The sequence below is a fragment of the Streptomyces fodineus genome, assembly GCF_001735805.1.
In the GTDB taxonomy this organism is placed as follows: Bacteria; Actinomycetota; Actinomycetes; order Streptomycetales; family Streptomycetaceae; genus Streptomyces; species Streptomyces fodineus.
The window spans coordinates 8582340-8603650 of sequence record NZ_CP017248.1 but is presented as its reverse complement, the minus strand read 5'-3'; the positions used below and the strand labels follow the sequence as shown (position 1 = coordinate 8603650).

The window sequence follows — 21311 nt, the reverse complement described above, 5'->3', positions numbered from 1 at the left end:
GACGGGAAGTGGTGTCTGGGGACGCCGTAGCCGGTCTCCCCGGCGGATCGCATCATGGCTGCCGCCATGGTCCCTGTGCGGCCGTGGTCACCCTGGCAGTGACCGGCGGTCTCCTCTACAGCGCGGGCGCGTGGTCTACGCCGTCCAACGCCCATCTACATTTCCACGTCGCCCGGATCCTGCAGGGCGTCGTGGGAGTTCCGGAGACGGGCGGGATGTACCGCGTTGCGATCGAGGACGTCAGTGCCTGGACCGTGGGCGACTTCAGCTACTCCGGCCACTGACCCACCAGGACACGGCACACAGTGAGGGCTCGCCCGGCACACGCCGGTCGGGCTCACTGCTCGGTTCGGCTCACACCTGTCCGTATGTCAGGCGGACAGGGGGAGCACCGAGCGTTGCGGACGCCCGCTGGTACGGGCCGGCCATGGGCGCGGTTGCGGCGGCGGGGCGGGTGCGGCAGGTGAAGCCGAGTTGGGTCATGGCCCTGAGGACTTCGCCGGTGCTGAAATCACGGCGGTCCTGGCGGGTGATGACCTGGCCGATCTGCTTGGCGGGGTAGTGGCGTCGTCCGATGATGACAAACTCACCGGTGACCGGCTCGGGTCTGACGCCTTTCATCGATTCCACCACGCCGCTCTTGGTCAGGTCGAACGGGAAGCGGGCGATGACACAGCGCATGATGCCTCCAGGGAGACGAGAAGACGGGGCCGGGTGGGGTGAGGGCGGTTCAGCGGGAAAGGGCGAGGGCGCTCAGAGCGTTGCCGTGTTCGTCGGCCACGGGCGCGGCCCCGAGCCAGCGGCAGCGCATCGCACGTTCGGCTTCGGCCCGAGTGGTCAGCGGTGGGGCGAAGGGCCCGATGACGTCGGCGATGTCCCGCAGGCGGATCCGGTCCGTGTATCCGGAGCCGTCACGAACGGCCGTGAGCCCGGCCCGGGTGACCAGGCCGGTGCGCAGACCGTCCTCGTCGCAGACCGCCAGATGACCTGTACGGGCGGCGGTCATCACGGACAGTGCCACCTCCACGGTCATGTCCTCCCAGACCTGCGGTCCGGCCGTGCCCATGGTGTCGGCCACCGTGCCGTGCGCGGGGTGGGCGCTCGCCGGGCGGAACTGCGTCTGGTCCAGCGTCAAAGGGTGCCTCCTGCGGAGTTGGCCGGCTTCCTGATCACGAAGGTTCTATACAGCCGCTCCCGCGGTGGACTGCCGTACGGGCGCACGGCGGGCCGCCGAGACGGGGCGGCGTCGGCCGCGTGAGGTGGCGCCGCGCTTCTTGGGGCGTTCGACCACCGGTGCGGTGATGACGACCGGGATGCCGGAGGGTGCCTGGGCGCCGGTGATGCGGTGCAGGGCCTCTTCGCCGGCGCGGACCCGGGTGGTCTGCGGGACGATGCCGGCCGCTGCCATGAGGCGAGTCAGGGCGTGGCGCTGGTTGGGGGTGACCAGGGTGACGACACTGCCGGACTCTCCTGCGCGAGCGGTACGGCCGCCGCGGTGGAGGTAGTCCTTGTGGTCGGTCGGCGGGTCGACGTTGACGACGAGGTCGAGGTTGTCGACGTGGATGCCGCGCGCCGCAACATTGGTCGCTACCAGTACGTTGACGTGCCCGCTCTTGAACTGTGCCAGCGTGCGGGTGCGCTGCGGCTGCGACTTCCCGCCGTGCAGGGCGGCGGCCCGTACCCCGCTGTTCAGGAGGTGCTCGGTAAGGCCGTCGACGCCGTGCTTGGTGTCGAGGAACATGATCACGCGGCCGTCGCGTGCGGCAATCTGGGTGGTGGCCGTGTGCTTGTCGGCGCCGTGAACGTGGAGCACGTGGTGCTCCATCGTCGTGACCGCGCCGGCCGAGGGGTCGACGGAGTGCACGACGGGGTCGCTGAGGTAGCGGCGCACGAGCAGGTCGACGTTGCGGTCGAGAGTGGCGGAGAACAGCATGCGCTGCCCTTCGGGGCGGACCTGGTCGAGGAGGGCGGTGACCTGCGGCATGAAGCCCATGTCGGCCATCTGGTCGGCCTCGTCGAGGACGGTGATGGAAACCTGGTTCAGCCGGCACTCGCCACGATCGATGAGGTCTTTGAGGCGTCCCGGCGTGGCGACGACGACCTCGGCGCCACCGCGCAGCGCGCTCGTCTGCCTGCTGATCGGCATTCCGCCCACCACCGTGGCCAGCCGCAGCCTCACGGAACGGGCGTACGGGGCGAGCGCATCGGTGACCTGCTGCGCCAGTTCACGCGTGGGTACGAGGATCAGCCCCAGCGGCTGCCTGGCCTCGGCGCGCTGCCCGGCCGTACGGGCCAGCAGCGCCAGCCCGAAAGCGAGGGTCTTGCCGGAGCCGGTGCGGCCACGGCCCAGTACGTCCCGGCCGGCGAGGGAATTCGGCAGGGTCGCGGCCTGGATCGGGAAGGGCACGGTCACGCCTTGTGAGCCGAGCGCAGCCAGCAGTGCCCCGGGCATGTCGAGATCGGCGAAGCGCTCTGCGGCGGGAAGCGCGGGTGTGATCGTCCTGGGCAGCGCGAACTCCCCCTGGACCGCGGCGGGCCCGCGGCCGTAACCACCGGAGCGGCTCGGCCCGCCGGAGCGGCTCCTGGCCGACGAGCCGAATCGGCTGCCGCCCCTGCCGGAGTCGGTACTGCCGTTACCGGTGCGGGCGAAGCGGTCGTTCGTGCGTGTGCGGTTCATGCGGAACCTTCCTCGATACGGCACATATCAAGGAATTCCCGCAGCAATGAGCAGCAGAGAGAATTGCAAGAATGGACCGGTGGAATGCGAGAGCGAATCTGACCGACGGAAGATACGTGCGGGCACAGGCGCTGGAATGAGTGGCGCGAAGCGGACGCAATGTCCGGGCGTCCGCTGCTACGAAGCCCGTGAAGGGATGCGTGCACCCCTGAAGGATGCTCCGTATGCGGTAAGCCTACGGGTTTCTTGCCTGTCGTCCGCAGGCGAGACCACTGCGGGAAAATGCGAGCAGCTGGGGCCCGCACCCCGAAGGACGCGGGCCCCAGCTACAAGTACGCGACAGTCGGCGTCAGGCGAGAACGATGTTCTCGGCCGTCGGGCCCTTCTGGCCCTGAGCGATGTCGAAGGTCACCTTCTGGCCCTCCAGCAGCTCGCGGAAGCCCTGGGCGGCGATGTTCGAGTAGTGGGCGAACACATCAGCGCCGCCACCGTCCTGCTCGATGAAGCCGAAGCCCTTTTCCGCGTTGAACCACTTCACGGTGCCAGTAGCCATGTCATTTCTCCTTTGGGGCAGTGCATCGGGATCCGCACTGCGCGGACCCCGTGTCGCCGCGATGATCAGCCCGTCCGGAAAAAGACCGGATTACAAAAGCGCTTCCAACGGCACAGGCGCCGCCCGGAGGACACTTGGAGTTTTGGGAACCACAACTGCAACTGAGATCGACAGTAGCACGCCGCAGCGGCCTGTGTAGGGCGAAGAATCCCACTCCACTCAAACCGGTAGAGAATCTGTCTGCCTGTTCCGTTGAAATCTCAGCTCGCGGGCACAGATATTGACCCAGCCGGAGCGTAACGTTTCAGGGAGCATTGGGGGCGCGCCCAGCGTAACGCCTGCTGCCCAAAGGGATGGTACGGGCACGCACGGGAGCGGCCAGATCGAAGACCATGAAGGACCAGGCCGTCGATCAGCTCGGAGAAGCAGCAGCCTCCTGGTGCGGCAACGCCGTGCGCGCGAGATGGACCGGCTGACAGCCTCAGTCCCGGACGGCGAGGAACTGACGGCCCGGGCCGAGGAAGAACATCAGCAGATCAGCAGCGATCCCGGGGCGGGAGGAAAGATGCAGGACATCAGGGACGAGGAAGACCTCCTCCCCTCCCGGTTGCAGGACACGATGGACACCGGCCGGGTACGCACACTCGGCACCACCTGGGCGACGGCACGACTGACCGCCCCGACGCATCCGCACCCCGTCATCCCCGGCGGCCTCCCGGGAACGCCCTGCTGGGTGTAACGCTGAGCGAGGCTCTGGGCATCGGCAGCTCTCCTCGCGACGCAGAAAAGTGATCGCGGCCTGGCCGGGATGCTCGCTACCGCTTTCGTGGCCGTCGCGGCACAGCGCTCCAAGCGGAACTTGGCGCCCCGAACCGTGTTCCTTGCCGGAGCCGCGTCGATCATCGCCGAAGTGCTGCTCTCGACGCGCCTGGCTGCCATCACCAGCGCGCAGGTACGCCTGGGCAGCGAAGCCAGCGGTGAAAAGGGCCTCGTCAGCGCTCTGATCGGAGAGCACCGCCGCGGCGATGCAGCACTCGGAGGCCGGGAGTCTGTCATCAGCGTGGCCGGCCCTGGCCCGGTCGCCGCCCGACTCGACGCACGAACCGCACAGTCCACGCCTTCATTCACAACCTCACGCACCATCAGGGCGAGCGTCACATGAGCGTCAGAACTGCCTGGCGCGGACCCTGCGAAGACCGGGAGCACCACGCGCCCGCCTTCCCCGTCACTGATCAAAGCCGCAGGTCAAGGGCGTACATCCGGCACGCGACCCGGTCCACGTCATGCGCCCACCAAAACATGTCGACACGGCCGGCCCGGATCCTGGGAGTCAGGAAATCAGCAGGTCAGAGTCCCTTCGCAGCAGGCTCCAAAATCGTCACGCACGCCACGTGCGACGTCATCGGGAAGACGTGCAACTGATCTCTGCGGGGTAACCCCTAGGTTGGGCCCTGTTTAGGGGCCTTCCAGCCAGGCTCTGCGCGTCAATGAGCGTCACGAATTTCTGATCAGACTTGCCCCCGCACTTCGAGTCCCGGCCCTGGGCGTGCACAGTGACTCTCCGGCCACCCGTGCGGGACGGCGGATGCACGACGATCGGCGCGCTGTGCACGCTTCCCAGCGTGCGTCGCCGGCGCTCCCCCGCCCCGCCTCCCCCGGCCCGCCCGTCGAGCCCGCTGCAGCGGTCAGGGACTGTCGCCGGAGTGGTAGAAGCGCCACATCACGCCGGGGCCCGGCGTGCGCGCATCGCCGGGGTGCGGGTCCTACAGCGACCGCCCGCCAGGCCACCGCCCCAGCTCGGTAGACAGAGCGAGGCCGTCTTCGACTTCCTCGGGCCGCCATCTGGTGATGTCTAGCAGCAGCCCGTCCAGCGGCCCGCCGATGAGGGCGGCGTACATCTGGTGCGGGAGCGGGCTCGGGTCGGGATCCTCATGGTCGCATCCGTACCCGGCCGTGCAGCAGCTGCTCATCGCCGTTCATCCATCCAGCCTTCCAGCCGTCACCGACAACGCGGGCTTACCCAAAGCCACCTTGGGCTTGCCCGCACTGCCGACGGAAGGCTTGTCCGGGTCAGGTGCGGAAGCGGGAGAGCCAGCCGCCGGCCTTCTGCGCGGCGGCCCGTTCCCCTGCCTCCTGGCGGAGGTGCTCCTACTCCTGGCGCTCGCGTTCGTTGGCTTCGGCCTGCTGCTGGGCTGCCGCGGCGCGGCTCTGGCAGTCGCCACACAGGTGAGGGTGCGACTCGCGCGGCTGACCCCAGTCCCGCCAGTCGACCGCTGCCCATCGGTCGTCGGTGAACTTCCGTCCGCAGTCAGCGCACACCGGCCGCCGCGCCTCTCGTGCCGCAACTTCCTGCTCCGCATGACGCTGTTCCTGCTCGCGGGCGGCTTGGCGGCTACGGGCGAGGGCGGCGTCCCGGCGGGGGTTGCCGATCGCGTCCAGCAGCGGCTGACGATCAGTGCGGCCGAAGCGCCAGAACGCGGGCCCAGCCGGGCCGTGCTCGCGCAGCAGCTCCAGCGTGGTCGCCACGATCGGGATGCAGCCGTCATAGGAATGGAAGCCGTCCGTGCTGTGCCAGATGCCTTGCCAGTGCTGGCGGGTGAGGTCGGCGACCCTCTGCATCTGGTTCTTGGCAGTGCGCTTGCCGACCTGGTGGAACACGAGCAGGACCGGTGGGTGCACGCGCTCGTACCGCTCCGTGTCGGGCGCGGACCAGCGGGTTCGCCACAGCGCCTTCTCGATGCCGTCGGTGTCCTTCGCCTTCCGCCTGAAGAACCGCATGTACTTGTCGAACTTCGCGGCGATGAGCGCTGCGTCCTCTGTGCAGTTGTCGGCCTCGATGAACAGCAGAGGCACCCCAGCCTCCGGAGCGACAAGAACGATGTCGGCGCGGGCGCCGCCGATGCCGGGGCTCTTCCAGGTGCCGGTCGCCGGGAGCGCGACCTCGGTGGCGTAGGAGGTGATGGTGCCGATCCCGTCCGCGGCACGGGCGGCGGCCTGCGCGGCGGCGACCGCTTCGGCCGGCTCCCCTTGGGCATGCCGCCCATCTCCTCCGGGGCGCGGTCCAGATCGATTGCGGCAGCAGCCAGACCGGCCGCGGTGAGCAGCCGGACCTCTTCACCGCCACGGGTACGGCCGCCGTCGACCGACAGACCATGGCGCCGCAGGTCGTTCGCCGCGCCACGGTGGGATGCGGTGCGTGCTTCCTTCCGCTGGGCTGCCGTCTTCTTCAGCGTGTGCCGAAAGGTCAGGTGCGGCGAGGACAGCCGCTGGATCTGGTCGGCCGTGGCGAGCTTGAGCACCCCGAGCACGCGCAGCACATCGCAGCGCAGTTCGTTGGTCGATCCCGCCTCGTTCGCCTTCCGCCTGCCCACCATCAGACTCGCCCTCCCATCGTCCGCGACCGGCCGGCGGCCGGGCGTCGGCTCCCGGCCGTGGAGGAGACCGGCCCCCCGAACCCGATGATCTCCTCCACCACTGACACCCCACCCCCACCTATATCCCTGGGGGTCTTCAGTGAGTGTCGGAAAGAAGAGGGTCCGTGACGACGCGTCACAGGGCCGAAAAGGCGTGGTGTACAGGGAAAATGCGGACCTTGCGGATGCCGGGCACGGAAGTGGCTTCGGCAGTGGGAACGCAAGCGCCGACGGCAGGAGCTCACCAGGGCTTTCCCACGACTCCGGGCCGGGTGCGGTCGATGCGGGCCGAGCGGCGAAGTCGTGGCGTGCCAGGCTCCAGGATCCCGGGCGGCCTCGCCCGTGGGAAGGGACGGCAGTTTGGGGTGTGGGCACGGTGTCCTCGCATTCTCCGGCACCAGGGCCGGGTGGGTGGCTGTTCGTCCCGTCCCGGCCGCAACCGACGCGTGCGGGACGGGACCCCACCCTGAGCAAGCGCCCCTTGACCGCGGTCTGCTCACAGTGTTCCGCTGCGGCAGGGACAGCAGCCCCTTCTCCGTCCGGGCCCGCCCCCGAAGCAGCGAACCGCGCCCGTCAGTCAAGGCAGCCCACCGCTCCCACCGAATTGGGGCGGCCGGTGGGCTCAGAGGCGGAGCGTACGTGGGATTCATGCCGTCAGCTCACCCGCCGACCTCGACCAGGCTGACGGCCACCAGCCCCGACCATCGGTCTCGATCCGGCAGCGCACCCGTCTAGCTGGCATGGTCGGGCCGACCGCGGTCTCCAGGCCCCAGCCTGCCCATGGTGCGCAGCCGGTTACGCATCCCCGAACGGGCGGTGCGCAACGGTGCTGCGCAACCGATCGAGGAGCGCGCGCGGTCGGATTGCGCACAGCGGATGCGCAGTGCGGCCCATGGCGTCTGACGTCTCCGTGCGCAGGTGTGGGTGTAGCGATGCGCAGACGCCTGCCTCGACCCGGGCTGCGTCCGTGTGCGCATCGATGTGCGGCGTCCGCTCGCCGGGCGGCATGAGGAGCTGGACGCCGTCTTCGGCCGGGGCGCGACTGGGCTCTCACCAACGCTCGACTGACCCGTGGTCGGGCCTGTGGTTGGGCCGTCCATGACCCCGACCATGAGCTCCGTATCCCCACTCATGACTGTGGTCGGGGTCTCATGGTCGGTAGTCGGGTTGAGGTCAGTGGGTTTCCTGAAGATCAGCCACATCCGACCTGACCTGGAGGTTTGACCATGTCTCGTGACAAACGGGCCCCCGAGAGCGAGGCCGCTGCTCCGATGGCCGCGGACGCCCGGCTGGAGGCGATGCGTCGCCATATCCGCCTCTCTCGCCTGGCCGTTCTGACCACAATCGCGGCCGACCTCATCGCCCTTGGCGTCGCCACCACCTCCACTCCGCCTACGGTCGAGGCCGCCACCCCCGCCAAGCCCAACACCGTGCGCACCACGGTGAGCGCCGCCGACCCAGCAGGCTATGTGCAGTTGCTCGTCAGCGCGTGGCTGCGCAGCAACGCGGATGACGCCACGAGTGCGCAGGCGCGGCTTGCGCAGTCGATGGCGCCGGATGTCGAATTGCCCCAACCGGCCGCGGGTGGGCAACCGACGGCACAGTTCGTGACCGCAGTGCGCAGAGTGAGAGCGTCACGTGGCCGGTGACGCTAGCGGCGCAGTACGCCGACGGATCGGTGCGCCACTGCGTCGTGCCGGTGGCCACCGACCACGCAGGCGCCACGTTCCCGGTTCAGTCTCGCGTCCCGAGGCGAAGACCCTCCCGAGCACGGGAAGGAACGGCTCCGCTTGGTGGCTCAATGCCCTGCTGGCCGGCCCCCGTCACCGAGCCCGCGGAAGCGTTCACCGGGCTGCAGATGACGCAGTTCGCGCGTCTGTTGAAGGTGGTGCGGGAGCGGGGTAGCAACGGCACGATGCGGGGCCGGCCGTGGTCGTTGCCGCTGGCCGAGAGGGTGCAGATGGTCGCGGTGAACCACCGCGCGAACCTGACCATGCGGCAGCTAAGCCCGCTGTTCGGCGTCTCCTCCTCCAGGGTCTGCTGAGCATGACAGGCACCGGCATGTGGATCTCACCCGGCCCACGACGATGGGCTGTACTGTCCACTGCTTTTGGAGCTTCTGCGCCTCACCGTTCGAAGCAGCCGCGGCCCCGGTCAGGAGCGGAGTCACCAATCGTGTGAGCCGGGGGCGAACTCGGAGGCCACCTCGCCACATGGGGCTGCCCCCCATGAGCACCCCGTCCGTCCGATCGGCCCGGGACGGCCGGATACAGTGCGCGCGACGGCAGCCTGGTTGCTCAAGGGGGGAGGCGTGACCGACACCAGCGAAACCCGATCCGCCGACAGTGCAGCGCACGCGACTCAGCAGAGCCGACTGCACCGTCTGATGCCCTACATCCCCCTGATCGCCCCCGTCCTGCTCTGGGCCGTGCCCTGCTGGGTGCTCCTGTACACCGGCCAGCACTGGCCGCTCCCTGTCACGCTCGCCGGCACCGCCCTGTTCCCCCTCGGCCTGATCGGTATGCCGCTCGCGATGGTGCGCGGCCACGGCCGACGCCAGCAGGACCGGGCGGCGATCGTCGGAGACACCCTCCTGGGCACCATCTGGACCCTGTTCACCTGGTCCGTCGTGCTCGGCGTCCCGCTGAGGCTCACCCTGACCGTGACCGGCGTCGGCGACGGCCAGGACCGGGCCCGGATCGTCACCTGGGCGGTCCTCGGCGCAGCCACCATGCTGCTCACCTGGGGGTACGCCGAGACCCGCCGGGTACCACGGGTAGGCCGCCTGGACGTGCAACTTCCGCGCCTGGGAGCCGGGTTGGACGGCACGCGCGTCGTCCTCATCGCCGACACCCACTACGGCCCGCTCGACCGCGCCCGCTGGTCGGCGCGGGTCTGCGAGACGGTCAACACGCTGAAGGCCGACCTGGTCTGCCACACCGGAGACATCGCGGACGGCACGGCCGAACGCCGCCGGGCCCAGGCCGCCCCACTCGGCACCGTGCAGGCCACCCGGGCCCGGGTTCTACGTCACCGGCAACCACGAGTACTACAGCGAGGCCCAGGGCTGGGTCGACCTGATGGACGAGCTGGGCTGGGAGCCGCTGCGCAACCGCCATCTGCTGCTCGAACGCGGAGGCGACACCCTCGTGGTCGCCGGCGTGGATGACGTCACGGCCGAGTCCTCCGGGCTCACCGGCCACGGCGCCGACCCCGACCACCCCGTCCTGCTCCTGGCCCACCAGCCCAAGTTCATCGACCGGGCAGCAGCCGACGGCGTCGGCCTCCAGCTCTCCGGCCACACCCACGGCGGCCAGATCTGGCCCTTCCACCACCTGGTCCGCATCGACCAGCCCGCCCTCGCCGGCCTCAGCCACCACGGCACCCGCACCCTCCTCTACACCAGCCGCGGCACCGGCTTCTGGGGCCCGCCCTTCCGCGTCTTCGCCCCCAGCGAGATCACCCTGCTCGTACTCCGCTCCCCCGCAGCGGCCCCCACGCCGTAGCGCTGGGCGGGTCGGCGGTTTCGCCTGGAGATGCCGCAGTGCGCCGGCACCCCGAAGAAGGGCTACCCATCCTGCAACGCCCTGCGCGTCACCAGCGGCACCACCGCATTCCAGGAAGAGCAGGCGGCGAAGAAGGGCATCGCACCCCAGACCGTCCGGCCGAACGCCGCCGCTGACTCCCCCACCGGCTACGGCCCAGCGACCTGCAGTCGGTCTACGGCCTGACCTCCCCCGCCTCCGCCGGCGGCTCCGGCAGGACCATCGCCATCGTCGACGCCTACGACGACCCGAACGCCGAGTCGGATCTGGCCAACACCCACGACAGTCAGGCTCTGATGCCCCTGTCCGGAGCTTCCCGCCGATCCGCTCCACCGCGGGCCGCACCGACGCCGGTCGGCCAAGCTCCACGGGGCAAGGGCTGCGACTACTTCCACTTGCGCTGATGGCTGCACTGGCAAGGCATCACCCCCCTACAGCGCTGACGGTGGACTGTGGCCGCTTCGTCTCGCAGATCAGGGTTGTGTGAACTACGTATTTACGCGGCCGATCTCGAACGTGTGTGGAGCGAGCCGAGATGTACGCGATTTCGATGCCGGTGACGAGGGAGTCGCCGGGAGAGGCCGCTGGCGCAGGCGATCCCCCCGCCAGGGCAGAGACGACGGCACACACGGAGCGCGCGGCGTCCAGCGGCTCCTGCATGCCGACCACCATGCAGGCGAAGCCGGTGCCCTGCGAACCGGCACCGCGTCATTCCGAAGGAATGCGAAACTCGAATCTGGGACGGTCCCACGGCACTGCGGGCGGGTTCGCGAGCGCGGTCCCGGTCCGCACGGCACCGACGCGGTGGTAGAAGTCCTCGGCGGGAAGATGCGACACGACCGTGACACGGTCGAGCCCGGCGGCACGGGCCTCGGACTGCATGTGCGCGACGAGCAGCCGTCCAATACCACGTCCTTGCACTTCGTCGGCGACGAACAGCAGGTCGAGCTCCGGTGGAGCGAGGACGAGCGAGTAGAACCCGATGACCTGGCCTCCATGCTCGCCGGCGCCGACGGCCACAAAGGCGCGGTGGGCTTCGATGTAATCAGGACCGACCCGGTAGCCCGCCACTGCGGCTGCGTACTTACCCTCGTAGGCGCCTGAGCCACGCACGAGCCGCGTGAGCCGTTTGGCATCCCGCGCGACGGCCCTCCGTATCGTGATCGGCTGGCTGATCGGAGAAGTGCGTGAACTCATCGGGAGAGTATTTCGCACCGGGGAGCGCCTTCCCGCTGCGGGTCGGCTGCTCGGCAGGCGTTCCTGCACCGCTCCCGGGAACCACTCGTGCGAGCGCAACCGATCTCACGCCGAAGCCGCGCCGAAGCGCGCCGGAGCAGCTTCGGCGTCTCACGGGTCCGCGCGGAGGTCCCCGTCGGAACGGCTTCTGGCGGGCCTCGCCGTATCACCCGCTATCACTGACGATGTCACGGTGACCCAGACGTCAGCCGTCTGGGAGCTGCACGACGCCAACCCGTCGATGGGCTGGCGGGGGCTAATCCGGGCGGGCATCCGCATCGGCCGCGACCACATCGCCTCCGTGGTCAACACCCACGTCCTCGCCTACGCCGGTGCCGCGCTGCCGCCGCTACTGCTCTTCTCGATCGCGCAGAGCGGCGTGGGCCGGTCGCCAACAGCGAACTGGTCGCCGAGGAGATCGTACGCACTCTGGTCGGATCGATCGGCCTGGTCGCCTCGGTCCCGGTCACCACGCTCCTCGCCGCCCTGGTCGTCTCGGCAGACCGGCCCGGACCGCAGGAGAAAACGCCAACCGCGGGCGCGGTGGCGGCCAGCCGAGCGGCTGCGGGCCGGGGCGGGCGTCGGCGGAAGCAGGGCTTCAACGCATGGAGTCCCGAGCGGGTACACCGTGTGGCCAAGAGTGGGTGCATTCCAGGCGTTGTCGCAACACAGATGATCGACAGCTTAGGGCTTGTGCCAGCGTTCGGGTCGATCCGCGACAGGTGGCCGAGTGGTGCCGCCCGCTGCGGGCACTCCAGGCGTTCGCTGACGCCGCAGGATGATCGAGGAGCCGACCTCGCCCCGAGGAACGCTGAGGGCCCCCTGTCCGTTCCGGCCGCCGGCGTGATCCGATCGTGCCGAGGCACCCGCTGCGAGTATCCCGCTCCGTCGGGGAAAAGAGATCGCACGGGCAATGGATCATCCCTTCCCGCTCTCCGGGTACCGTCAGGGTATGAGTCATCCGCACCCCGAGCTGAAAGCCGCCCCACCCCTTCCCGAAGGAGGGCTGCGGGTCATCGCCCTGGGCGGCCTGGGTGAGATCGGCCGCAACATGACCGTCTTCGAGCACGCGGGCAAGCTCCTGATCGTCGACTGCGGCGTGCTGTTCCCCGAGGAGACCCAGCCCGGCGTGGACGTGATCCTGCCGGACTTCACCTCGATCCGGGACCGGCTGGACGACATCGTGGCCGTGGTCCTCACCCACGGCCACGAGGACCACATCGGCGGCGTGCCGTACCTGCTGCGCGAGCGGTCCGACATTCCCGTCGTCGGCTCCAAGCTGACGCTGGCCTTCCTGGAGGCCAAGCTCAAGGAACACGGAATCCGGCCGCGCACGGTGCCGGTGCGGGAGGGCGACCGGCGTGGCTTCGGGCCCTTCGACTGCGAGTTCGTGGCGGTCAACCACTCCATCCCCGACAGCCTCGCGGTCGCTATCCGCACCAGGGCCGGGATGGTGCTGCACACCGGCGACTTCAAGATGGACCAGTTCCCTCTCGACGACCGCATCACCGATCTGCGCGCCTTCGCCCGCCTCGGCGAGGAGGGCGTGGACCTGTTCCTCACCGACTCCACCAACGCCGAAGTGCCCGGCTTCACCACCTCCGAGCGAGAGCTGAACCCGGCGATCGAGCAGGTGATGCGCACCGCGCCGCGCCGGGTCATCGTCTCCAGCTTCGCCAGCCACGTGCACCGCATCCAGCAGGTCCTGGACGCCGCCCACCAGCACGGCCGCAAGGTCGCCTTCGTCGGCCGGTCGATGGTCCGCAACATGGGCATCGCCCGTGACCTGGGCTATCTGAAGGTCCCCTCCGGTCTGGTCGTGAGCACGAAGGAGCTGGAAAAGCTCCCGGACCACAAGATCACTCTGGTGTGCACCGGCTCCCAGGGCGAACCGATGGCCGCGCTGTCACGGATGGCCAACCGCGACCACATGATCCGCATCGGCAAGGGCGACACCGTCCTGCTCGCCAGCTCCCTCATCCCCGGCAACGAGAACGCCATCTACCGGGTGATCAACGGACTCACCCGGTGGGGCGCCCACGTGGTCCACAAGGGCAACGCCAAGGTGCACGTCTCCGGGCACGCCAGCGCCGGCGAACTCGTCTACTGCTACAACATCGTCAAACCCCGCAACGTCATGCCCGTGCACGGCGAATGGCGCCACCTGCGAGCCAACGGCGACCTCGCCATCCGTACCGGTGTCGACCCCGAACGGGTCGTCCTCGCCGAGGACGGCGTCGTCGTCGACCTGGTCGACGGGCGCGCGTCCATCACCGGCAAGGTCCCCGCCGGCAACGTCTACGTGGACGGCATGGAAGTCGGCGGCGCCACCGAAGCGTCCCTCAAGGACCGCCTCACCCTCGCCGCCGAAGGCGTGGTCACAGTGGTGGCGATCGTCGACGCAGACACCGGCGCCCTCGCCGAGGCCCCCGACTTCCTGGCCCGGGGCTTCGTCCACGACGACGCCACCTTCGAGCCGGTCATCCCCGTCATCGAGAAGACCCTGGCCACCGCGGCCGAGGAAGGCGTCGGGGACGCGCACCAACTCGAACAACTCGTCGCCCGCGCCGTGGCGAACTGGGCGTTCCGCACCCACCGCCGCAAGCCCCTCATCATCCCCGTCATCATCGACGCCTGAGCCGCAGCCCGGCAGCACGGTCCCGGTTCCGGCCGCGGCCCCGCCGGCATCGAGGCCGGGCACGGGAGTCAGCAGCCACCCCAGCAGGCTGGGGTGGCAACGCACTCCGCATGATGAGTCATCGGAAGCTGCCGGCCTGCGCGGGTCGTGCAAAAGACCAGGTCAGCACCACTTTCTCGGCTCGCCGCGCAGCGTTCGGGCGCCCAGAGCGCCAAACGACGTCACGGCCGGCGGCCCGTGCCTCCTGCTCAGGAAAGAATCGGCTGTGACAGTCGGCTCGCGGCGGGGATCCGCCCCCACCCACTCCAGGCGCAGGCTCGCACATCACCGCCCGCAACACTTCTGCGGCCGCCATAAGGGATTCACGCCCTCCAGCGATCGCGTCACAACGACGTCGAGAATTCGCAGCGTGCACGCGACATCGCACCGGACTCCAAGCTCAGGAACCGTAGATGTCGGTGACGGCGCGCCACTGCGGGATGGAGGCCAGACCCGTGGGGAAGCGGATCATCTTGGGGTAGGTGAATTCACGCAGGGTTTCGACGGCGTGCTCGCGCCCGTAGCCGCTGTGCTTGGTGCCTCCGAAGGGGGTGCCGAGGATGCCGCGGAAGTAGTTGTTGACGAACACCATCCCCACCTCCAGCCGCCTGGCCACCCGGAACGCGGTCGCGCTGTCGCGGCTGTAGACGCCGGCCAGCAGTCCGTAGTCCGATTCGTTGGCGATCTCGACGGCCTCGTCCTCCGAGGAGAACGCGGTGACCGTGACCACCGGGCCGAAGATCTCCTCGGTCGCGATGCGCATGTTGCGGGTCACTCCGGTGAACAGCGTCGGCGGGACGAAGAACCCCTGCGCAAGTGCAGGGTCGGCGGGCAGGGCGCCTTGGGCTGCGACCGTGGCGCCTTCGGCCTGGCCGATGCGGATGTAGTCGAGCACCCGCTGCTGCTGCGCTTGGGAGACCACCGGTCCGACGTGCGTGGCTGGGTCCGCGCCGTGGCCTGTGCGCAGCGCGTCAACCCCGGCGGCCAGGCGGGCGACGAAGGCGTCGTGAATATCCTGGGGCACCAAAACCCGGGACGCCGCGGTGCATGCCTCGCCTTTGTTGGAGAATCCGCCGTCGAGCGCGTCACGCGCCGCGAGGTCCAGGTCGGCGTTGGGGAAGACGATGAACGCGTTCTTCCCGCCGAGCTCCAGCAGTGCCGGGGCCACCCGGTCGGCCGCCGCGTGGGCGACCGCTCTGCCGGTGGCGGTCGAACCGGTGAACGAGACCATCCGCACGAGCGGGTGTGCGACCAGCGCCTGCCCGGCGACAGGGCCCGTACCCGGTACGACGTGCAGGACGTCCGGTGGCAGCACGGTGTTGAGCAGGTCCACGATGCGCATCACGGTCAGCGGGGCCTGCCCGCCGGGCTTGAGTACGACGGTGTTGCCCGCTGCGAGTGCCGGGGCGATCTTCCCGCCGGTGTGGATCGGCGGCCAGTTGAACGGGATGATCCCGCCGACCACGCCCAGCGGCTCGCGGACGGTGGAGGTGTAGATGTTCCCGGAGTCGTAGAACTCGCCGGGCAGTTTGTCGGCCAGCGCCCCGAAGAACCGGAACACCCCGGTCAGGAACCCGACACGCGTGCAACCGCGCGTCGGCGACGGGCTTGCCGTTCTCCCGTGACACGAGCTCGGCGAGTTCGTCGGCGTGGGCGGCGAGGACTTCGGCGCCGCGCAGGAGCAGTTGGGCGCGTTCGGACGGGGCACGCCACCTCCAGTCCCGGGTGAACGCACGGTGGGCAGCCTGGACGGCGGCGTCGATCTCGGGGACGCCGCCTCCCTGGACCGTGGTGATCACGCCGCCGGTGCCGGGATTCTCGACCGTGAAACGGTCCTCGGCGCGGTCGGAGGACCAGCGGGTGGCGGTGACCGTCATGGCAGCAGGACAACCTTTTCCATGGGTGTGGCGGGCTTCGACGAGCTCGAAGGCGCGCCGGACGTCGGCGAGTGGGAACGTGGCGGCGATCGGGAGTTCAAGTCGGCCGGTTGCGGCGAGTTCGGCCAGGTGGGAGAGGACTTCTCGGCAGGTGCCGGCCATGCTGCCGTCGGTGCGGGCGCCGATCTCGGCGGCCTTGTCGAAGGCGATGATCGTGTTGATGCGGGACGGCGGGATGCCGAGCTGCACCGCCAGGTCCAGGTAGGCCGGCCCGTGCAGGTCGATGAACGCGTCGATGCGGTGCGCCGCCAAGTCACGGCGCAGGTCGGGGCCGTAAGCGATGGGGATCGCGCCCTTGCCCGCCAGCCAGGCGTGGTGGGCCTTGGACGCGATGGCGAGCACCGTGGCACCGGAGTGGCGCAGCAGCTGGACGGCGATGCTGCCCACGCCGCCGGCCGCGGCCGAGACGGCCACCACCTCGCCCTCGCCCACGCCGACCGCTTTCGTGGCGGCGAACGCGGTGGCGCCCGCGACGTACAGCGACCCGGCCTCTTCCCAGCCGAGCGCGGCCGGCTTGGGCACCACCTGAGTCTCAGGCACGAGAACGAACTCGGCGTGGCTCGCCCGGTCCCACGTCCAGCCGAGCACCTCGGCCCCGGTGCCGACCACCACGCCCGCGAAATCGCTGCCCTGACCGGAGGGGAACGTCGCGGGGAAACGTTCGGCCAGCGCGCCGGAGCGGATCGCGGCCTCACCGGGGTTGATCCCCGCCGCTTCGACCTTGACCAGCACCTGGCCCGGGCCCGCGCAGGGGCACTTCGAGGTCGGCAAGGCAGAGGACTTCCAGACCACCGTAACGGTCGAACCGCACCGCACGCATCGTCGCGGTCATCGGCAAGCCCCGGAGGTGAACGCCGCGGCCAGGAAGTCGCTCACCCGCTGCAGCGCGGCCTCGCCTTCCTCCAGCATCGCAGCGAATGCCTGGAACAGGTGCGGGACACCAGGAGTGACCTCGAGGGTGACCAGGACGTCATCCGCGGCGGCGCGCGCTGCGAGCCTGACCGCGTCGTCGAGCAGCAGCTCGTTCGACCCGGCCTGGATCAGCAGCGGCGGCAGGCCGCGCAGGTCGGCGAACACGGGGCTGATCAGCGGATCCGAAGCGTCGGCGGCGCCCACGTAGTCCTTGACCCGGACCGCGATGGCCTCCGGGCTGAACGACGGGTCGACCGCGGTCTTGGTCGTCATGCTCGCCCCGGTCAGCGTCAGGTCCGCGTACGGCGAGAACAGGATGCCCGCGGCCGGCATCGGGAGGTTGTGTTCACGGGCGGAGACCAGCAGTGCCGCGGCCAGGCCTGCGCCGGCGGACTCACCGACCACGGCGACACCTGCCGGGCCGGGGTCCCCGCTCTCGTCGAGCACGGCGCGGTAGACGGCCAGGGCGTCCTCCAGCGCGGCCGGGTGGGGGTGCTCGGGTGCGAGCCGGTAGTCGACCGAGATGACCTTCATGCCGGTCCGTCGGGCGACGTTCGAGGCGAGAGCGGCCGATGTGCGGGCCGAGCCGAAGACGTAGAAGCCGCCGTGGAACCACAGCAGAGTGCCTTTCGGGGCGACGCCGTCGATGCCGATCTCCAGCACCGAGACACCGCCGAGGCTGCCGGGGGTGAGGATCACGTCGTCGGGCAGCGGGCGGGAGGTCAGCATGCGCGTGAAGACCTCGCGCTGCTCCAGGTGGTCGGCACCGATCTCCAGCGGGCCGCTGCGGAACAGGGTGTCGAGCGCTTCGCGCTGTTCTCTACTCATGCACCCAGCGTCCTTCGCCAGGGAGTATGCAACAATGCCATATTCTGCATACGCTGTATGCGTGCCACGTATAGAGTCGGTCGACCTGAACCTCCTGGCCCCGCTGCACGCGCTGCTCGAAGAACGGCACGTCTCCCGTGCGGCGGCCCGGCTGCACACGACCCAGCCGTCGATGAGCCGGGCACTGCAACGCCTGCGCGCCACCCTCGGCGACGAGCTACTCGTGCGCGGTCCCGGCGGGTACCAGCTCACCCCGCGGGCCGAGCGCATCCAGGCCGAGTTGCAGCAGGCACTCCCGCGCCTGGAGCACGTCTTTTCCGGAGAGACGTTCGACCCGGCCACGTCGGCACGCGCGTTCCGGCTGGCCGGAACCGACTACACCGTCTCCCTACTCAGCGGGCCGCTGCTCGGACGGGTATTCGAGCAGTCGCCCGGCTCGACGGTGCTCTTCTCCCGCTGGCACCATGCCGTGTTCGCCGACGCCGAGCACGGCATGGTCGACCTGCTGATCCACGGCGGCACGCCACCACCGCCACTGCGCTCGCACGTGCTGTTCGAGGAGGGATACTCCTGTCTGATCTCCAGCCACCACCCGCTGGCGCAGTGCTCCGCCATGTCGCTGGAGGACTACCTGGACTGCGCCCACATCGTCATCGACGTCACTGACGGACGGCAAGGACACGTCGACCGCCGCCTGGAATCGCTGGGCAGGCCGAGGCGGGCGAGCGTGACCGTGCCCTACCACGCAGCGGCCGCCAGCATGGTCCCGGGGACCTCGCTGGTGGCGACCCTCCCGACGAGGTTCGCCATCCAGAACGCGGCCCCGGGCATCACCACCGTCATCCCGGCACCGGACGAGATCGGCCCGATGAGCTACGCGATGTCCTGGCACCCCCGCCTGGACGACGACGCCGCACATCGCTGGCTCCGCGACACGATCATCTCGACGCTGAACACCAACTGACACAGAAACGGTTGCAGCGCGGGGGACTCCGCGTCCGTTCTCCGGCGATGGACGCAGCGATCATGTGGTCGCCACCGATGACGAGCGCATCGAGGAGGTATGCCACCGCCTGGGCATCGAGTGCGTGCGGACCGGGGAACACCTCACCGGCACAGACCGCGTCGCGGAGTGCGCGGAACGCCTGCCCGCCGACGCGTACATCAACGTCCAGGGCGACGAGCCGTTCATCTCCCCCGCCGCGATCGACGCCGTTTCCGATGCCATGGAGCACCTGGCACCCGGAACCCTGGCGGTGAACGCGTACACGGAGCTGGACGACGCCGGTGCCGTCCTGGACCACAACGTCGTCAAGGTCGTCGTCGATGCCGGGCACAACACCCTGATGCGGGTTGCTCGCGGTCAACGCCGTCATGCACGCGCTGCTCGGCTCGGGTTCCCCCGGGCAGCGGCTGCACGCAGTGCTGCCCGGACTGCTCACCGCCGCCGGAGCGGCCGTGGTCGAGTCGGGCCTGGCCGGATGGTCCACCTCGCGGGCGGGCCGACCGGAGCTGTTGGTCGAGCGGATCGCCACGACCGCGGCCATGTTCGTGCTGATCATGAGCGGGCACATGTGTCTGGCCGTGGGCGGGATCGCCGTCATCGCCGTCCGGTCCGGCTCGGCGAGCCTGGGCGCGCTGGTGATGAACGTGGACCAGCTGCACGAGGAGTCCCTCTACGTCCGCGACCACGCCCGGTTCCTGGACGAGGCGGCACGACGCACCATTCCCAGTGGGGGCGATCCCGTCCCGGCCGAGGTGAAGCAAGTCGTCCTCGACCAGGTCGGCTACCGCTACTCGGACCGGGAAACCCCCGCCCTGGACGGGGTGTCCCTCACCCCGCCCATGGGCTCGGTCACCGCAGTGGTCGGCGAGAACGGCTCCGGCAAGAGCACGCTGATGAAGGTGTTGTCGGGCCTGCTACTGCCGCAAACCGGGACCGTACGGTGGGGCGAGGCCGACATCGCCTCCCTGGACCGCTCCGAGGTCTTCGACCGCGTCGCGCTGCTCGCCCAGGACTTCCAACGCCGGCCCGTGACAGCGGCGTTGAACATCCGGATCGGCCGGCCCGCCCAGGAAGCCGGTCCCGGCGACCTCCGGCCATCCGTCGACTACGCGGGTGCCGGACCGGTCGTCGCCGAACTTCCCGACGGCCTGCACAGCCTGCTGGCCCGGATGTTCCGCGGCGCGAGCGAACTGTCCGGCGGCGAATGGCAGAAGATCGGCCTCGCCCGAACCCACTGGCGCAGCTCCACCGCGGACGCCGACGGCGTCCTCATCGTCGACGAGCCCACCTCCGCCCTCGACCCGGAAGCCGAGATCGCCGCATTCGGCCGCATCCGCCGACTCGCCGCACCGAACCGGGCCGTCGTCCGGGTCACCCACGCATGTCCGGCGTCCGTCACGCCGACCGCATCTACGTCCTGCACCACGGACGACTCGTCGAACACGGCAGCCACGACGAACTCATGGCCGCCAAAGGGCGCTACGCCTCGATGTTCGACGCGCAAGCCGCCCAGTACGCCCCCGCGCGCACCATCCCCCGCCCCGGGCTCCCCCACCGTCGCAGACCCCGCATGACCCGCTCTAAAGGCCCAGCGTGACGACTCCTCCCACCACCGCGCAGGAACACGATCCCAGCAGGCTGCGGCACCGGCTCGTCGATCAGCTCCGAGCGGCTGGCCACGTCCGCACCGCCGCCGTCGAGGGCGCCCTACGCAGGGTTCCCCGCCATGCTTTCGCACCGGAAGTGCCCGTGCAGACCACGTACGTCGATGACATCATCCCTACCCGGTACGCGCCCGACGGCCGCATCAGCAGCGCCATCAGCGCACCGTGGCTGCAGGCCGTCATGCTCGAAGCAGCCCGCCTCCGGGCCGGCCACCGGGTCCTGGAGGTCGGCTCGGGCGGTTGCAACGCCACCTTGATGGCCGAACTGGTCGGCCCGAGCGGACAGTTCACCACCGTCGACATCGCCCCAGACGTCACCGACCGTGCTACCCGCCTCCTCGCTGCCGCCGGATACGACCGTGTCCGTGTCCGGACCGCAGACGCCGAACATCTGCCCGCCGGTGTCGTTCCCGAAGGCGGCTTCGACGCGGTGATCGTCACGGTCGGCGCCTGCGATCTGCCGTGGATCGGCATGGTCGCGGAGGGCGGACGCCTCGTCGCCCCGCTGCGCCTCCACCAACACGTGTGACGCACCGGTTCGCGTGGCCCACCCCAACGCGGGCGGTGTACGACCACCCGGCCCGGTGCGCCACCACCGGAGCGGGGTCGGGCTGGGTGAGGGGACCGGCCAGCCGGCTGTAGTGCTCGTAGTCGTATCCCGGCAGGGTCTTCTTGATGCGGGGACCGCAGACATCCTTGCCACCGGGAACGTCATGGGCCGAGCGGACGTCGCTCAGGTCGGCCGGCCCGACCTCGTGACCGCGACCGCGGTGGCGCGATCTGGCAGGGGCAACTGGAGCCCTGCACGGCTGCCGGCCGCGTGGGAAGCGTCACCCGCAGGCAGAACGCGCTCACTTTGTTTC

At 69.8% G+C, this 21311-nt stretch carries 17 protein-coding genes and 8 pseudogenes; 14 read left to right on the top strand and 11 right to left on the bottom strand.

Going from position 1 to position 21311, the window contains the following annotated elements:
• The first annotated feature begins 83 nt into the window (after nucleotides 1-83).
• Nucleotides 84-284: a hypothetical protein gene (locus BFF78_RS37350; RefSeq protein ID WP_069782485.1), complete on the top strand. Its 201-nt coding sequence runs from the start codon at nucleotides 84-86 to the stop codon at nucleotides 282-284.
• A 70-nt stretch (nucleotides 285-354) separates the two neighbouring features.
• Here BFF78_RS37350 and BFF78_RS37345 read toward each other — a convergent pair whose 3' ends face one another.
• The 4 genes from BFF78_RS37345 to BFF78_RS37330 all read right to left on the bottom strand — a co-directional run bounded on the left by BFF78_RS37345 (nucleotide 355) and on the right by BFF78_RS37330 (nucleotide 3230).
• Nucleotides 355-681 (bottom strand): SCO5918 family protein, encoded by a 327-nt coding sequence (locus BFF78_RS37345; RefSeq protein ID WP_069782484.1) that lies wholly within the window; start codon nucleotides 679-681, stop codon nucleotides 355-357.
• 49 nt (nucleotides 682-730) lie between these two features.
• A complete protein-coding gene (locus BFF78_RS37340) occupies nucleotides 731-1135 on the bottom strand; it encodes a CBS domain-containing protein (RefSeq protein ID WP_069782483.1) in 405 nt (134 codons plus the stop codon).
• Between the two features lie 45 nt (nucleotides 1136-1180).
• Nucleotides 1181-2677 carry a DEAD/DEAH box helicase gene (locus BFF78_RS37335; RefSeq protein WP_069782482.1) on the bottom strand — a complete coding sequence of 499 codons (1497 nt, stop codon included), beginning with the start codon at nucleotides 2675-2677 and terminating at the stop codon, nucleotides 1181-1183.
• Between the two features lie 349 nt (nucleotides 2678-3026).
• Entirely contained in the window at nucleotides 3027-3230 is a 204-nt protein-coding gene (locus BFF78_RS37330; protein WP_031045667.1) for a cold-shock protein, read from the bottom strand.
• Between the two features lie 439 nt (nucleotides 3231-3669).
• On the opposite strand from BFF78_RS37330, the gene BFF78_RS37325 reads away from it, so the two are divergent.
• Complete coding sequence (locus tag BFF78_RS37325) at nucleotides 3670-3969, top strand: hypothetical protein (RefSeq protein ID WP_159033121.1); 300 nt, start codon at nucleotides 3670-3672, stop codon at nucleotides 3967-3969.
• Between the two features lie 69 nt (nucleotides 3970-4038).
• Entirely contained in the window at nucleotides 4039-4392 is a 354-nt protein-coding gene (locus tag BFF78_RS46505; protein WP_159033120.1) for a hypothetical protein, read from the top strand.
• A 523-nt stretch (nucleotides 4393-4915) separates the two neighbouring features.
• Here BFF78_RS46505 and BFF78_RS37320 read toward each other — a convergent pair.
• Together BFF78_RS37320 and BFF78_RS48675 are read right to left on the bottom strand one after the other, a co-directional pair.
• Nucleotides 4916-5210: pseudogene (locus BFF78_RS37320) on the bottom strand (hypothetical protein).
• A gap of 168 nt (nucleotides 5211-5378) precedes the next feature.
• Nucleotides 5379-6083, bottom strand: coding sequence for a hypothetical protein (locus BFF78_RS48675; RefSeq protein ID WP_227026012.1), 705 nt, complete (start codon nucleotides 6081-6083; stop codon nucleotides 5379-5381).
• A 1831-nt stretch (nucleotides 6084-7914) separates the two neighbouring features.
• Here BFF78_RS48675 and BFF78_RS37310 point away from each other — a divergent pair.
• From BFF78_RS37310 to BFF78_RS37295, 4 genes and pseudogenes are all read left to right on the top strand, one after another.
• A complete protein-coding gene (locus BFF78_RS37310) occupies nucleotides 7915-8292 on the top strand; it encodes a hypothetical protein (protein ID WP_193433610.1) in 378 nt (125 codons plus the stop codon).
• A 152-nt stretch (nucleotides 8293-8444) separates the two neighbouring features.
• Nucleotides 8445-8675: pseudogene (locus BFF78_RS37305) on the top strand (helix-turn-helix domain-containing protein); the annotation flags it as partial.
• Between the two features lie 279 nt (nucleotides 8676-8954).
• Nucleotides 8955-10149, top strand: a pseudogene (locus BFF78_RS37300) (metallophosphoesterase).
• Between the two features lie 30 nt (nucleotides 10150-10179).
• Nucleotides 10180-10460, top strand: a pseudogene (locus tag BFF78_RS37295) (peptidase S8); the annotation flags it as partial.
• A 436-nt stretch (nucleotides 10461-10896) separates the two neighbouring features.
• Here BFF78_RS37295 and BFF78_RS37290 read toward each other — a convergent pair.
• Nucleotides 10897-11385, bottom strand: a complete 489-nt coding sequence (locus tag BFF78_RS37290; RefSeq protein ID WP_079161642.1) for a GNAT family N-acetyltransferase — start codon at nucleotides 11383-11385, stop codon at nucleotides 10897-10899.
• Nucleotides 11386-11569: 184 nt separating this feature from the next.
• On the opposite strand from BFF78_RS37290, the pseudogene BFF78_RS44060 reads away from it, so the two are divergent.
• Together BFF78_RS44060 and BFF78_RS37280 are read left to right on the top strand one after the other, a co-directional pair.
• Nucleotides 11570-12015 (top strand): annotated as a pseudogene (locus BFF78_RS44060) (YibE/F family protein); the annotation flags it as partial.
• Nucleotides 12016-12376: 361 nt separating this feature from the next.
• The gene (locus tag BFF78_RS37280) at nucleotides 12377-14062 is read left to right on the top strand and encodes a ribonuclease J (RefSeq protein WP_069782475.1); all 1686 of its coding nucleotides are present in this window, start codon (nucleotides 12377-12379) and stop codon (nucleotides 14060-14062) included.
• Nucleotides 14063-14501: 439 nt separating this feature from the next.
• Here BFF78_RS37280 and BFF78_RS45030 read toward each other — a convergent pair whose 3' ends face one another.
• Together BFF78_RS45030 and BFF78_RS49830 are read right to left on the bottom strand one after the other, a co-directional pair.
• Nucleotides 14502-15662, bottom strand: coding sequence for an aldehyde dehydrogenase family protein (locus BFF78_RS45030; RefSeq protein ID WP_250637887.1), 1161 nt, complete (start codon nucleotides 15660-15662; stop codon nucleotides 14502-14504).
• Nucleotides 15663-15744: 82 nt separating this feature from the next.
• Nucleotides 15745-16215: pseudogene (locus BFF78_RS49830) on the bottom strand (aldehyde dehydrogenase family protein); the annotation flags it as partial.
• A gap of 118 nt (nucleotides 16216-16333) precedes the next feature.
• Between BFF78_RS49830 and BFF78_RS48670 the strand changes: the two are divergent.
• On the top strand, nucleotides 16334-16567 hold the full coding sequence (locus BFF78_RS48670; RefSeq protein ID WP_227026203.1) for a hypothetical protein: 234 nt from the start codon (nucleotides 16334-16336) through the stop codon (nucleotides 16565-16567).
• A 107-nt stretch (nucleotides 16568-16674) separates the two neighbouring features.
• Here the strand turns inward: BFF78_RS48670 and BFF78_RS50280 are convergent.
• Together BFF78_RS50280 and BFF78_RS37270 are read right to left on the bottom strand one after the other, a co-directional pair.
• Nucleotides 16675-16770: pseudogene (locus BFF78_RS50280) on the bottom strand (NADP-dependent oxidoreductase); the annotation flags it as partial.
• Between the two features lie 96 nt (nucleotides 16771-16866).
• Nucleotides 16867-17778, bottom strand: coding sequence for an alpha/beta hydrolase (locus BFF78_RS37270; RefSeq protein ID WP_069782474.1), 912 nt, complete (start codon nucleotides 17776-17778; stop codon nucleotides 16867-16869).
• A 61-nt stretch (nucleotides 17779-17839) separates the two neighbouring features.
• On the opposite strand from BFF78_RS37270, the gene BFF78_RS37265 reads away from it, so the two are divergent.
• The 4 genes and pseudogenes from BFF78_RS37265 to BFF78_RS37250 all read left to right on the top strand — a co-directional run bounded on the left by BFF78_RS37265 (nucleotide 17840) and on the right by BFF78_RS37250 (nucleotide 20977).
• Nucleotides 17840-18742, top strand: a complete 903-nt coding sequence (locus tag BFF78_RS37265) for a LysR family transcriptional regulator (RefSeq protein WP_099055000.1) — start codon at nucleotides 17840-17842, stop codon at nucleotides 18740-18742.
• Between the two features lie 64 nt (nucleotides 18743-18806).
• Nucleotides 18807-19052, top strand: a pseudogene (locus BFF78_RS49140) (cytidylyltransferase domain-containing protein); the annotation flags it as partial.
• A 79-nt stretch (nucleotides 19053-19131) separates the two neighbouring features.
• On the top strand, nucleotides 19132-20358 hold the full coding sequence (locus BFF78_RS37255; protein ID WP_069782471.1) for an ATP-binding cassette domain-containing protein: 1227 nt from the start codon (nucleotides 19132-19134) through the stop codon (nucleotides 20356-20358).
• A 19-nt stretch (nucleotides 20359-20377) separates the two neighbouring features.
• On the top strand, nucleotides 20378-20977 hold the full coding sequence (locus tag BFF78_RS37250; protein WP_079161641.1) for a methyltransferase domain-containing protein: 600 nt from the start codon (nucleotides 20378-20380) through the stop codon (nucleotides 20975-20977).
• Nucleotides 20978-21311: the final 334 nt, after the last annotated feature.